This window comes from Paenibacillus sp. FSL R5-0912 (genome assembly GCF_000758605.1).
Classification (GTDB): domain Bacteria; phylum Bacillota; class Bacilli; order Paenibacillales; family Paenibacillaceae; genus Paenibacillus_AQ.
This window is the reverse complement of sequence record NZ_CP009282.1, coordinates 5,993,367-6,006,507: the sequence shown is the minus strand read 5'-3', so window position 1 is coordinate 6,006,507 and position 13,141 is coordinate 5,993,367. Positions and strand designations below refer to the sequence as shown.

General features: G+C 52.7%; 10 protein-coding genes. 9 read left to right on the top strand and 1 reads right to left on the bottom strand.

What is annotated here, in order from left to right:
* Positions 1 to 28: 28 nt before the first annotated feature.
* On the top strand, positions 29 to 2,431 hold the full coding sequence (gene recJ / locus R50912_RS25375) for a single-stranded-DNA-specific exonuclease RecJ (RefSeq protein WP_042238714.1): 2,403 nt from the start codon (positions 29 to 31) through the stop codon (positions 2,429 to 2,431).
* Between the two features lie 88 nt (positions 2,432 to 2,519).
* Complete coding sequence (locus R50912_RS25370) at positions 2,520 to 3,038, top strand: adenine phosphoribosyltransferase (RefSeq protein ID WP_039294499.1); 519 nt, start codon at positions 2,520 to 2,522, stop codon at positions 3,036 to 3,038.
* A gap of 163 nt (positions 3,039 to 3,201) precedes the next feature.
* Here R50912_RS25370 and uraA read toward each other — a convergent pair whose 3' ends face one another.
* Positions 3,202 to 4,512 carry a uracil permease gene (gene uraA / locus R50912_RS25365; RefSeq protein ID WP_042238712.1) on the bottom strand — a complete coding sequence of 437 codons (1,311 nt, stop codon included), beginning with the start codon at positions 4,510 to 4,512 and terminating at the stop codon, positions 3,202 to 3,204.
* A 308-nt stretch (positions 4,513 to 4,820) separates the two neighbouring features.
* Between uraA and R50912_RS25360 the strand changes: the two genes are divergently transcribed.
* From R50912_RS25360 to aspS, 7 genes are all read left to right on the top strand, one after another.
* Positions 4,821 to 7,001 carry a RelA/SpoT family protein gene (locus R50912_RS25360; RefSeq protein WP_039294505.1) on the top strand — a complete coding sequence of 727 codons (2,181 nt, stop codon included), beginning with the start codon at positions 4,821 to 4,823 and terminating at the stop codon, positions 6,999 to 7,001.
* Positions 7,002 to 7,044: 43 nt separating this feature from the next.
* Entirely contained in the window at positions 7,045 to 7,488 is a 444-nt protein-coding gene (gene dtd, locus R50912_RS25355; protein ID WP_042238708.1) for a D-aminoacyl-tRNA deacylase, read from the top strand.
* 169 nt (positions 7,489 to 7,657) lie between these two features.
* Complete coding sequence (locus tag R50912_RS35295) at positions 7,658 to 7,813, top strand: hypothetical protein (protein WP_156123324.1); 156 nt, start codon at positions 7,658 to 7,660, stop codon at positions 7,811 to 7,813.
* A 162-nt stretch (positions 7,814 to 7,975) separates the two neighbouring features.
* On the top strand, positions 7,976 to 8,482 hold the full coding sequence (locus tag R50912_RS25350) for a type 1 glutamine amidotransferase domain-containing protein (protein ID WP_042238705.1): 507 nt from the start codon (positions 7,976 to 7,978) through the stop codon (positions 8,480 to 8,482).
* Between the two features lie 33 nt (positions 8,483 to 8,515).
* Entirely contained in the window at positions 8,516 to 8,962 is a 447-nt protein-coding gene (locus tag R50912_RS25345; protein WP_042238703.1) for a hypothetical protein, read from the top strand.
* A gap of 1,040 nt (positions 8,963 to 10,002) precedes the next feature.
* Positions 10,003 to 11,256 (top strand): histidine--tRNA ligase, encoded by a 1,254-nt coding sequence (hisS, locus tag R50912_RS25340; RefSeq protein WP_042238702.1) that lies wholly within the window; start codon positions 10,003 to 10,005, stop codon positions 11,254 to 11,256.
* Between the two features lie 78 nt (positions 11,257 to 11,334).
* Entirely contained in the window at positions 11,335 to 13,113 is a 1,779-nt protein-coding gene (aspS, locus tag R50912_RS25335; RefSeq protein WP_042238700.1) for an aspartate--tRNA ligase, read from the top strand.
* The last annotated feature ends 28 nt before the right edge of the window (positions 13,114 to 13,141 follow it).

Here is a 13,141-nt window from a genome sequence, read left to right as displayed (position 1 = left end):
CTGCAAGGTGAGAGAAAGGTGAGCTGTATTGCTTCATTCAAAAACAAGATGGCAATCTCCGGCAGCCGATCCCGAGAAAAACCGGGAACTGGCCCGGAGCCTTTCTATTTCTCCGCTTCTGTCCTCACTGCTCGTGCAAAGAGGCATGGATACTGCCGATAAGGCGCTGGTATTCATGGATGGCGGAGTGGAGGATAGTCATGATCCATTCCTGCTCAAAGGAATGGCCGAGGCTGTGCCGCGGATTCGAAAGGCATTGCAAGATGAAGAACATATTCTGGTGTATGGCGATTATGATGCAGACGGGGTGTCCAGTACTGCGCTGATGATCTTTCTTCTGCGTCATCTGGGTGCTTCTTTTGACATTTATATCCCGCATCGTTCCAATGAAGGCTACGGTCTGCATAATCATGCGCTCGATTGGGCGCTGCAGCAGGGAGTATCTCTCGTTATTACTGTGGATACTGGTATTAGTGCCTACCATCAGATTGCTTACGCTTCAGAGCTGGGCATTGATGTCATAGTCACGGATCATCATGAGCCGCCGGAGCTGTTGCCTGAGGCTTATGCACTCATTAATCCGAAACTGCCGGACTGCCCGTATCCTTTCAAGGGGCTGGCCGGAGTGGGTGTAGCTTACAAGCTGGCGGAGGCCCTTCTGGGCAGCGGAGTTCCTGAAGAATGGTGTGAGATTGCCGCTATCGGTACCGTTGCGGATCTGATGCCGCTGCTTGGGGAGAACCGGAGTCTAGTACGCCGGGGGCTAACCAGCATGCGGAATTCGCCGTTTCCGGGAATTCGGGCGCTGCTCTCCGTCTGCGGAATTACGATGAGTACGGTGAGTGCTGTTAATATTGCCTTCGGCATGGCTCCGCGCATTAATGCCAGCGGAAGGCTGGACCATGCCGGGCGGGCGGTTACACTGCTCACTACCGCAGATGCTGAAGAGGCAGAACAATTTGCCGGAGAGCTTGACCTCCTGAATAAGGAACGTCAACTGGTCGTCGAGAGAATTGTAGGGGAAGCTACGGAGAAGCTGGAGCAGAGAATCAGTCAAACCGGGCTTCCAGATATTATTGTGCTGGCTGAGCAGGGCTGGAATGTCGGCGTTGTTGGGATTGTGGCTTCTAAGCTGCTGGAAAAATATTATCGTCCGGTTATTATTCTGGACATTTACCCGGATACAGGGATGTGCAAAGGCTCTGCCCGCTCGATCCCCGGACTGGATATCTATGCGGCGTTATCCTCATGCGCCGGATTAATGGACCATTTCGGCGGGCATCCGGCTGCGGCCGGAATGAGCCTGCCGCAGGACAAGCTGGAAGATTTTGATGCAGCGCTTAATGCATATGCTGCATCTATCCTGACACCAGAGGACTTTGTAGCCGTGACGGCTGCAGACGGTGAGGTCTCGATTGCTGATTTGTCACTGCAGGCTGCGCTTGAACTGGAGCGGCTTGCCCCCTTCGGGATGGCTAACCCGCTGCCGAGATTCATTCTGCGCGGAGCTGCAGTGAAGGAGACCCGCAAGATGGGCCAGGACGGCAAGCATCTGAAGCTTGTCCTGCAGCAGGATAAGGTGACGATCGAAGCGGTGGCCTTCGGTAAGGGTTCCCTGGCTGATCTGCTGCCTGATGGTACAGTCATTGATGTACTGGCTGAGCTGTCGGTCAATGAATGGAACGGCTCACGCAAGCCTCAGCTGATGCTGCAGGATCTTGCAGTGCCTGCCGCGCAGCTGTTCGACCTGCGCGGTGCTGCTGACGCGGTTAAGCAGGCGGCGCATATTCAGGAGCTGCTCCGTTCGTACAGCGGCAGCAGCCCGGTTAAGACAGCAGCGGTCTTTCAGAACAGCCGCAGGTCTCCACTGCGCGAGCTGAAGGGCATGTCGCTGTGGGTCTACGATGAGGATGCCGGAATTTCACAGGTGCATCAGGGTGAGCCGGGGAATGACGAAGCAGAGATAACACTGCTCTGTCTGCTGGATATGCCGGAAACGCCGGAGCAGCTGGAAGCACTGTTCACTGCGTTTCCCCGCACAGAGAATATTGCCCTGCTGCATTCGATCCGCGACGGCCGTGACCGGCTGCAGGTTCCTACGCGGGATCATTTCAAGTCGTTATATAAATTGATCGCCTCGATCGCAATAACCGCAACCCCCGAGCATGAAGTGCTGCTGCGGCTCAGCCGCCAGTCTGCACTGGGTGTGCGTATGCTGGGCAGGATGCTTGATGTGTTCGCTGAGCTTGATTTCATTGAACGCAGCGGAGGAAGCATTACCTTTGTCAAGAAGCCTGCCGCCAAGAGCCTGACGGCGTCAGAGCACTTCGTCAGGCTGGGCAAGACTGCTGAAATGGAGCAGTATTTCATGGAAGGCAGCCGCGGCGAACTTCAGGAATTCATGCTGTCACGCCGGCTAGGCGCCTCGTAAAGGGTGTAGCGTGCTTTCGGAGTAAGAGCTTTTACAGAGAATTCAGGTGAGGATATCCTATCCTCATAACTTTTAGGAGATGATACTTTTGGATTTCAAAGACAGTATTCGTGTGATTCCGGATTTCCCGCAGCCGGGAATCAGCTTTAAGGATATTACTACCCTGCTTAAAGACGGCGCCAAGTACCGTGCGGCTATTGATGAGCTTAAGGCTCTCGTTGCCCATCTGGAGATTGATGTCATTGCAGGACCGGAAGCGCGCGGCTTTGTAGTAGGCGCACCGCTGGCGTATGCACTGGGTGTTGGCTTCGTGCCTATCCGCAAAAGCGGCAAGCTTCCTTACGAGACGATTGAAGTGGGATACGATTTGGAATACGGCAAAGATACCCTTGCTGTACACACGGATGCTATCCAGCCGGGGCAGAAGGTTCTGATTGCCGATGATCTGCTCGCTACCGGCGGTACTATCGCTACTTCAGTAAGCCTCGTGGAACAGCTTGGCGGACAAGTTGTCGGCGCTGCCTTCCTGATTGAACTAACCGCTCTGGCCGGACGCAATAAGCTGTCGGATATTGAAGTGGTTACCCTGTTGACTTACGAGGATTAATTCACCCGGATAACTTTTCCCGGGAAATAAAAAGCGGACTGCTGTCGATTTAAGGACAGCAGTCCGCTTTTTAGATTAAATATGAGAAGCCATTTATATTGCATTTGCAGAGCTGCAAAAGTACTGTATAATCAAGTTTCTTCTATATATAAGTATTCAGGGCTTAATGAGCGGATTTATCTGCTTCCTGTTCATTGGACAAGCCGAGAACTTCAAACAGCTTGAAGAGCAGGGAGAGGAGCATACCGACGATAGTTGCCAATGCCATACCTTTCAGCTGTACACCGCCAACCGTTAATGTGATGCCGCTGATACCCACCACCAGTACCAGAGTAGCCAGAATCATGTTGGTGGCTTTGGAGAAATCGACCTTCTGCTCTACGAAAATACGCAGACCCGATGCGGCAATTACACCGAACAGCAGTAGGGATACACCGCCCATGACCGGCTGCGGGATATTGGCAATGACGGACGAGAACGTACCGGAGAACGAGAGCAGGATGGCAATCACTGCAGCGCCGCCGATTACATATACCGAGTACACCTTGGTCAGCGCCATAACGCCGATATTTTCACCATAAGTGGTATTCGGGGTGGACCCCAGGAATCCGGAGAGTACCGTGGAAATCCCGTTACCCATCAGTGAGCGGTCCAGTCCGGGATCTTTGGTCAGGTCTTTACCGACAATGTTGCTGGTAACCAGCAGGTGGCCGATATGCTCAACGATAACAACAAGCGATACAGGGATGATCGTCAAGATAACCTGCCAGTCGAAGGATGGGGTGATAATCGTTGGGTGGGACAGGAAATGGGCTTCAGAGATAGCACCAGTATTTACCTGACCCAGGATATAAGCGAGTACATAACCGGTAACGATACCGATGAGGATGTGAATGATTTTGGGGAAGCCGCGGAATAACACGGAGCCGAGTACGGTAACGCCAAGCGTGACCATGGACAAGGTAATAGCTTTGCCATCCGGAATCCAGTCTGTGACGGCCACACCTTCAGGAGCAATCAGTCCGGCCATGCGTGCTGCAACAGGAACGAGCTCCAGTCCGATGGTGGCTACGATAGCGCCCATAACTGCCGGAGGAAATACGACATTAATCCAGCCGGTGCCCGCATAACGCACGATCAAAGCGACTAGAATAAAAATAACACCGGTAACAATAAATGCGCCAAGTGCAAGCGAATATCCATGCTCATGATCGTCTGTGTGTTTAGCCAGGACCATAAGTACCGGCGAAATAAAAGCAAAGCTTGAGCCAAGATATGCGGGGATTTTGCCGCGGCAGATCCAAATGTAAAGCAATGTGCCGATACCATTCATCAGCAGGATCATGCCGGGATCTACCCCGAACAGGTTGGGAACAAGCACTGTGCTGCCGAACATGGCGAACAAATGCTGAAGACTCAGGAGGAAACCCGGGCCCCAAGGGAGTCTTTCGTTAACTTGAATTTCGCGTTGCAATGGAGTTCACTTCTCTTTCTGATCTAATTTGATGTAAGCCTGGCGCTAAAAAACCGCCTTTACTAGATTAAATAGATCGGCGCCTTTTTACAACAACATTTTTGCGCGCGCCACAAAATTGTCTTTTCTTGTCCCTTTCCCTTACAGGAATACCACGCTATGGCAAGTGTTGACGTAATCCTCCGTAAGCGTCATAATTATAGACAACTTTAATCTGTGCGTAGTGCAGTTTGGAACATATGGAACCTGCAAATTCTGCACGGCTTGCGGGTTCATTTTATTATAGAAGGGAAACGGATACGACGAGAATGGGCATAGAGCAATTAACCGAAAAGGCCGGCGCCTATATAAAAGAAAAAGATCTTCTCCGCATCCGGGAAGCTTATGAGTTTGCCGATCAGGCTCATCACGGGCAGGTTCGGAAATCGGGGGAGCCATACATTCTGCATCCGCTGGCGGTCGCAGATATTGTCGTCAATATGCAAATGGATGTTATATCTATTATTGCAGCGCTGTTACATGATGTTGTAGAAGATACGACGGTGTCACTGGACCAGATCCGCGCGAAATTTGGCGATACCTGCGCAATGCTGGTGGATGGTCTGACCAAGCTGGAACGCATCCGGTTCCGCTCCAAGGAAGAGCAGCAGAACGAGAATTACCGCAAAATGTTCATCGCTATGGCTCAGGATATCCGGGTCATTGTGATCAAGCTGGCGGACCGTCTGCATAATATGCGCACGCTCAAGTACCAGTCGGAAGAGAGCCAGCGCCGTATTTCCTATGAGACTCTGGAGATTTTTTGTCCCATTGCAGACCGCTTGGGGATCTCTGCGATTAAATGGGAGATGGAGGATATTGCCCTCCGTTATCTGAATCCGCAGCAGTACTACCGGATTGCCAATCTTGTACACAAGAAACGGGCAGAACGTGAGCAGTTTATCGACAGCGTTATCGGGCGAATCCGCGCCAAGCTGGATGAAATGGGCATCGAAGGCGATCTTTCGGGACGCCCGAAGCATATTTACAGTGTCTATAACAAGATGAGCACCAAGAACAAGCAGTTCAACGAAATCTATGATCTGCTGGCCATCCGCATTATCGTCGACAATATTAAGGATTGTTATGCTACGTTAGGAATTATCCATACTCTTTGGAAGCCGATGCCTGGCCGGTTCAAGGATTATATTGCCATGCCCAAGGCGAATATGTATCAGTCTTTGCATACAACGGTAGTGGGTCCGGGCGGGGAGCCTACAGAAGTGCAGATCCGCACCTGGGAGATGCACCGTACTGCTGAATTCGGGATTGCCGCGCATTGGGCGTATAAGGAAGGCAGCAGCAACAATGTGAATCCGGAGAACCGGATGCCATTCTTCCGCGAGATTCTGGAGCTGCAGCATGAAGCCAAGGATGCCGAAGAATTCGTGGAATCGCTCAAAATGGACTTTTTCTCCGACCTCGTCTTCGTGTTCACGCCTAAGGGTGAGGTTGTAGAGCTGCCTGCAGGCTCTGTGCCGCTTGATTTCGCGTTCCGTATCCATACAGAGGTCGGCAACCGGACGATCGGCTCCAAGGTCAACGGGCGCATCGTACCGCTTGACCATAAGCTGAAGACCGGGGATATCGTGGAGATTCTGACCTCGAAGAACTCGTACGGGCCGAGCCGGGACTGGCTGAAGATTGCCCAGTCTTCACATGCACGCAGCAAGATCAAGCAATGGTTCAAGAAGGAGAAGCGGGAAGAGAACGTTGAAAAAGGCCGCGAAGCGATCGAACGCGAGCTGAAGCGCCTCAACGTGGAGATCTCTGACTGGCTGACGGAAGATAAATTGTCAGAAGCGGCGAAGAAATTTGCCTTTAATGATGTAGAGGATATGCTGTCCGCAGTAGGTTTTGGCGGGATTACAGCCGCGCAGATTGCCTCCAAGCTGACCGAGAAGCTGCGTAAGGACCAGGAAGAAGCTGCCGGTCATCTGGAGCTTACTTCTGAGATGAAGGAGATCAAATCCAGCGGAGAGAAGCGCAATCAGCCGACCAACGGCGTGCGCGTTAAGGGGATAGATAATCTGCTTGTACGCTTCGCGCGATGTTGTAATCCCGTGCCGGGCGACGATATTATCGGTTATGTAACCCGCGGACGCGGTGTATCCGTACACCGTGAGGATTGTCCGAACATTCCGGGTGAAGGGGACGGCGAGGAATCAGCCCGCGTCATCGAAGTGGAGTGGGAAGGCAGCATGGAGGCTAACTATAGCGTCGATATTGAGATTACGGGTCATGACCGCAACGGACTGCTGAATGAAGTGCTGCAGGCCGTATCGGAGAGCAAGACCAATATCTCGGCGGTTACCGGACGCTCCGACAAGAACAAGATGGCAATGATTCATATGACGATTCTGATCCGCAACACCGATCATCTGCAGTCTGTGGTGGATAAGGTCAAGCGCGTGAAGGATGTATATACGGTTAACCGCATTATGCAATAAGGCTAAGGCATGAAGGTAACCAGGCAAGGAGCTGAAGGATGTTATGAGAGTGGTTGTGCAGCGCTGCAAGAATTCCAGTGTGACGGTAGACGGAACAGTGACCGGAGCGATTGGAGAGGGCCTGATGCTGCTGGTCGGCGTAACCCATGGAGATACGGAGAAGGATGCCAAGTATTTGGCTGACAAGGTAGCCGGACTGCGGATTTTTGAGGATGACGCCGGTAAAATGAACTTCAGCGTAACGGATGCCGGAGGCAGTGTCCTGTCCGTGTCCCAGTTCACCCTGTACGGGGACTGCCGCAAAGGCCGGCGGCCCAACTTCATGGCTGCGGCGGCTCCGGCGGAGGCAGAGCGGCTCTATGACTACTTCAACCAGGAGCTGCGCAGAGGCGGGCTTCAGGTGGAGACCGGTATTTTTGGAGCGATGATGGACGTCTCCCTGACGAACTGGGGACCGGTTACCCTGCTGCTGGACAGCCGGGGCTAGGCATTGAAAGAGGCGGCAGCAGAACGGACATGATATGCCGGTCTAATTTTACAGCTAGATGTGAGGACTCCACGTTGTGGGGTCTTTTTTGATATAGGATAACGGTCTCCCCTGCTGGATAAACTAGTGATGAACCAATAATATTCACAAGTTGCGGGGAGTCAGTAGCATGAGACAATCACAGAAAGCATGGATATGGAACAGTATACAGGGTCATACGGCGGGGTCGATGACGGAAGCTTCTGTAACGGCAAGAGGAGCCGGGGATCAGAGGGATCTGCCGGTGCTTAAGGGAACAAGCCGCAATCTTCTGCCGCGAACGTAATGAGTGCAGGGAAGGCGGCTTATTTATCTGTTTTTTGGAGCGTACAAATGGTGTTTAGCCGGCGGGAATTTGCGAAACCTGTGAGGGCTCGTTAGAAAGCCGGGGAATGCGGGTAATAGAATGACGAGAACAGAATAGCGTAGAGAGGAGAAATTAATCTCAATGAGTAAAGTAGCATTTCTGCTCGCTAATGGTTTTGAAGATTCCGAAATGAAGGTGCCTTATGAAGAAGTGCTGCAGGCAGGACATCAGGCAGAGATTATTGGTCTGAAGAAAAATGAGACTCTGCTCGGTAAAAAAGGCAGCGTGTCTTATGCCGCCGATAAAGCGGTCAGCGAGGTGAAAGCCGGAGATTATGATGCTGTAGTCATCCCGGGCGGATCTTCGCCGGAGAACCTTCGTCTTGACCAGGATATCCTGCAATTTGTAAAAGATGCGGACAATGCCGGCAAGCCTATAGCTGCTATCTGTCACGGGCCGCAGATTCTGATCAGTGCCGGTCTGGTACAAGGCCGTACGCTTACCTCCTACCCTCCGCTGAAGGATGATCTCATCAATGCTGGTGCGGAATTCAAGGATGAAGAGGTCGTCGTGGACGGCAATTATATTACTTCACGCACACCCAAGGATGAGCCCGCATTTGTGCGTGAGCTGCTTAAGGTGTTGTAATACATTTAAACAAACCACTGGGAGGGATTTACAATGACTAAAAGAATCCAAGCCTATTTCAGCACGGAAGATGCAGCGGAAGGTGCCAAGACCGCACTGATTCCATACGGTGTGGAAGGAATTGAAGTGTCGGCACTGACGGATCCTCTGGATACCGGCGGAAACAACCGCCGCAATATTCTGATGCCGCTGGCTCCCTATAATACTTCGGCTACAGCTGCCGGAGGGGTCTACGCAGCAGGGGGCGCGACAGGGCCGCTTACAGGAGCAGCCATTGTGCCTGGAGTTACTGTTGATGATGATCTGGGCCGGACAGATGATGAACGAACGGCGGGTGAGGTTCACAGGGACTCTGATTTGACAAACAGTGATCTGGAGAACCTGCATTACGTCATGGATCTCAAAGTGGCTGAGAATCATTACAATGAGGTTGTGGAGGTTCTGCGCGGCAAGCAGGCCTATGTGGAGATTTTTGATTAAGCAGAAGGCTCTGCTTAATCCGGGTAACCAATTCAGCTCCAGTCCTCCCTTAAGGAGGGGCTGGAGCTATTTATTTGCCCGCAGGGAAGCGGGAAGGGCATGAATTCTCTAGACAGGGAATAGGGTTGTAGTGTAACCTAATTTGTAGAGTTCAGGCACAGGCATGTACGACTCAATAAAACGCTTTCTTTTCTGTAATGCAACTGTAATATTACATTCATGATTCCTTAATATAGCGTGTTTATAATAGAAGCATGACCCCCTTTTTTATAATATATGATGATGGACCTGCAGCAATCGGCTGCAGGTCATTTTTTTTGAAATCTAAGAATTTACATGCTTCGCGCTATAAATAGCTCGAAATGAGGCATCTCTGGACGCATAACGGAATCTGAGTCCGCTTGCCCCGCGAATTCGCCGGATTTGTTCAAATAGCGGAATCTCATTCCTCCTGTCGGGCAGTAACCTGAGGAGCTGCGCCCAGTACTTGCGCAGGCCATGTGCGCTTGCGCTGCTCCAGCTGACTCACCCTGGCTGCGAGCCGGGATACAAACTGAACTCAATTCATTCCTTGACTTTAGCGCAGTGGTTCAGTAGAATCTAACAATATACGGTATGTTATATTGTTTTGATGACGGGACCAAGTAATCCGTAACCCACAACCCCAGAGAGGAATCCCGCTGATCCGGCGGCTGTCCAAGTGATGGACGGCAACACCTGATCCGCACGGCTGTAAGGATTCTGTTGATGAACGGATGAATGACCTCCCCGAGAACGCACGGCGAAAGCAGGCAGCAGCAGGTTGCCTAGAGTCAGTAGCCGATTGCGCGTAGGCGGGCGTTAACCGCTTAGAGCGGATTTGGAGCAGCATAGCTGCTTAAGTCCGGAATGTGGGTGGTACCACGGGTGAATTATTGGTTATGATAATCCCTCGTCCCTGTTTGTAATTAAACAGGGCGGGGGATTTTTTGTTGTTTTTAGAAGCAGAGACAATGGGTTCCATGAGGAACAAGAGGGGTTATTTTCAGGAGGGATAGGCTGTGGCTAAAGAAAGATTCGAGAAACCAACCGGTACGCAGGATGTGCTTCCGGGTGCAGTAGAGAAATGGCAGTACGTTGAGGGCAAAGCAAGAGATCTCTGCCGCCGCTTCAACTACCGGGAGATCCGCACACCGCTGTTCGAGCACACCGGGCTGTTTGAGCGTGGTGTAGGCGAGACAACGGATATTGTAGAAGGGGAAATGTATACCTTCAAGGACAAAGGCGACCGCGATCTGGCACTGCGTCCCGAAGGGACAGCAGGTGTCGTACGGGCGTACGTGCAGAACAAGCTCTATGGTGAGCCGGATGTCAGCAAGCTGTATTATATCGGCCCGATGTTCCGCTACGAACGTCCGCAGGCAGGCAGATACCGCCAGTTCCACCAATTCGGCATCGAAGCCTTCGGTGCAGTGGACCCGGCAATCGATGCGGAAGTGATTTCGCTCGGGTACCAGTTCTATCTTGATCTGGGGCTGAAGGATGTGAGAGTGGAGCTGAATTCCGTGGGCAACGCGCCTAGCCGCGCGGCGTACCGGGAGAAGCTGCTGGATTTCCTGAGACCGATGAGAGAGAGCCTGTGCAGCGACTGCCAGCGCCGGATGGAGCGTAATCCGCTGCGCGTGCTGGACTGCAAGGTCGATCAGGATAAATTCGGCGGTGCCCCGTCAATTCTGGACAGTCTGGATGAGGAGTGCACAGAGCATTTTGCCAAGGTGAAAGGCCATTTGGACGTGATGGGCGTGGAGTACAGCATTAACCCCCGTCTGGTACGCGGCCTGGATTATTACACGCATACAGCGTTTGAGTATAAAGCGGCAGGCATCGGCTCCATCGACACGGTGGGCGGCGGCGGCCGGTATAACGGCCTAGTGGAAGAGATCGGCGGACCGGATCAGCCGGGTATCGGTTTCGGGATCGGCCTTGAGCGTATTCTGCTGATTCTGGAGAATCAGGGGGTTGAGCTGGAAGCAGTGAAGCCGCTGGATGTGTACTTTGTCGCACTTGGTGAAGCCGCAGATCTGGAGATCACGAAGCAGCTGTTCCATCTGCGCAGCCTGGGCTTCTCCGCAGAACGCGATTATCTGGGGCGGAAGATGAAGGCACAGATGAAGTCGGCGGACCGCATGTCGGCCCGGTATACGGCGATTCTTGGCGAAGACGAGCTGAACAGCGGCGTGATCGCCCTGAAGTCGATGGAAACCGGCGAGCAGCGGACCGTCAAGCTGGAAGAGCTGGCGCAGGCGCTGAAATAGAATTTAAGTATGGATATATCCGCGAGCAAGCGGCAGTCAATTACATGTAATTTTAACCATGAAGGGGTAGGATAAAAGATGACCAGAAGCCATAACTGTGGACAATTAACAACGGCGAGCATCGGCGAGACAGTAACACTGAACGGTTGGGTGCAGACCCGCCGTGACCTTGGGGGCGTGCTGTTTATTGACCTGCGCGACCGCACAGGGATTGTACAGATTGTATTCAACCCCGACTATTCCGGAGAAGCGCTGCAGATTGCCGATAAGGTGCGCAGTGAATACGTGCTTGCCGTAACGGGCAAAGTGGTTAAACGGGATGATGAAACCATCAACCGCAACCTGCCGACCGGCGAGATTGAAGTGCAGATTACAGATATTGAAGTATTGAATGCTGCCAAGACGCCTCCGTTCTTCATCGAAGACGGTGTGGAAGTGGATGAATCGCTGCGGATGAAATACCGTTACCTGGATCTGCGCCGTCCGGAAATGCACAAGACGCTGCTGCTCCGTTCGAAAGCGGCCAAGATCTTCCGCGACTTCCTGGATAGCGAAGGCTTCATCGATGTGGAAACGCCGATTCTGACCAAAAGCTCACCGGAAGGCGCACGTGATTATCTCGTGCCAAGCCGTGTGCATGAAGGGGAATTCTTCGCGCTTCCGCAGTCTCCGCAGATCTATAAGCAGCTGCTGATGGTCGGCGGCATCGAGCGTTATTACCAGATGGCCCGCTGTTTCCGCGATGAGGATCTGCGCGCAGACCGCCAGCCTGAATTCACCCAGTTCGACATCGAGACCTCCTTCATGCCGCAGGATGAATTGCTGTCCATGATGGAAACCCTGATGCAGCGACTGCTGAAGGAAACCATTGGTGTCGAGGTTGCTACTCCGTTCCAGCGGCTGACCTATGCTGAAGCTATCGGCAAATACGGCTCGGACAAGCCTGACCTGCGGTTTGGCCTGGAACTGGTAGAGATGAACGATATCGTTGCTGCCAGCGGTGTGAAGGTGTTCGCTTCCGTGATCGAAAAAGGCGGAGAAGTGAAATGCCTTAACGCCAAGGGCTGCGGCACTTGGACCCGTAAGGAAATTGATGATCTCGGACCTTACGCTGCACGTTACGGCGCCAAAGGCCTGGCCTGGATTCAAGTGAAAGACGGCGAGTTCAAAGGACCGATTGTGAAGTTCTTCTCCGAAGAAGAAATTGCCGCCGTGAAGGAACGCACGGGTGCTGAAGAAGGCGACCTGCTGCTCTTCTCCGCCGACACTAAGAAGGTCGTTGCCGATGTACTCGGCGCACTCCGCCTGAAGATCGGCCGTCAGCTTGGCCTGATCGACGACAGTGTGTTCAAATTCGCCTGGGTTACAGAGTTCCCGCTGCTCAGCTATGACGAAGACCAGAAGCGCTACATGGCGGAGCATCATCCGTTCACACGCCCGATGGATGAAGACCTCCATCTCTTCGATACGGATCCGGGCGCGATCCGCGCACAGGCTTATGACATCGTGCTTAACGGCTACGAGGTGGGCGGCGGCTCCCAGCGTATCTACAAACGTGAGGTTCAGGAGAAAATGTTCGAAGCTCTCGGCTTCACACAGGAACTCGCGTATGAGAAATTCGGCTACCTCATGGATGCCTTCGAATACGGCACGCCTCCGCACGGCGGGATTGCCTTCGGCTTCGACCGTCTGATCATGCTGCTGGCCGGACGCACGAACCTGCGTGAAACCATTGCCTTCCCTAAGACCGCAAGTGCAACCGACCTGCTGATGGACGCTCCGTCCCCGGTAGATGCTATACAGCTCGAGCAGCTGCATATCAAATTGGCGCCAAAACCGGAAAAAGAAAAGAAATAAAACATAAATGGCTGACGGGGCATAGAGC

Coding starts and splice junctions, on each gene's coding strand:
- R50912_RS25360 (WP_039294505.1), top strand. CDS start 4,821: ATGGGCATAGAGCAATTAACCGAAAAGGCCGGCGCCTATATAAAAGAA.
- dtd (WP_042238708.1), top strand. CDS start 7,045: ATGAGAGTGGTTGTGCAGCGCTGCAAGAATTCCAGTGTGACGGTAGAC.
- R50912_RS35295 (WP_156123324.1), top strand. CDS start 7,658: ATGAGACAATCACAGAAAGCATGGATATGGAACAGTATACAGGGTCAT.
- R50912_RS25350 (WP_042238705.1), top strand. CDS start 7,976: ATGAGTAAAGTAGCATTTCTGCTCGCTAATGGTTTTGAAGATTCCGAA.
- R50912_RS25345 (WP_042238703.1), top strand. CDS start 8,516: ATGACTAAAAGAATCCAAGCCTATTTCAGCACGGAAGATGCAGCGGAA.
- aspS (WP_042238700.1), top strand. CDS start 11,335: ATGACCAGAAGCCATAACTGTGGACAATTAACAACGGCGAGCATCGGC.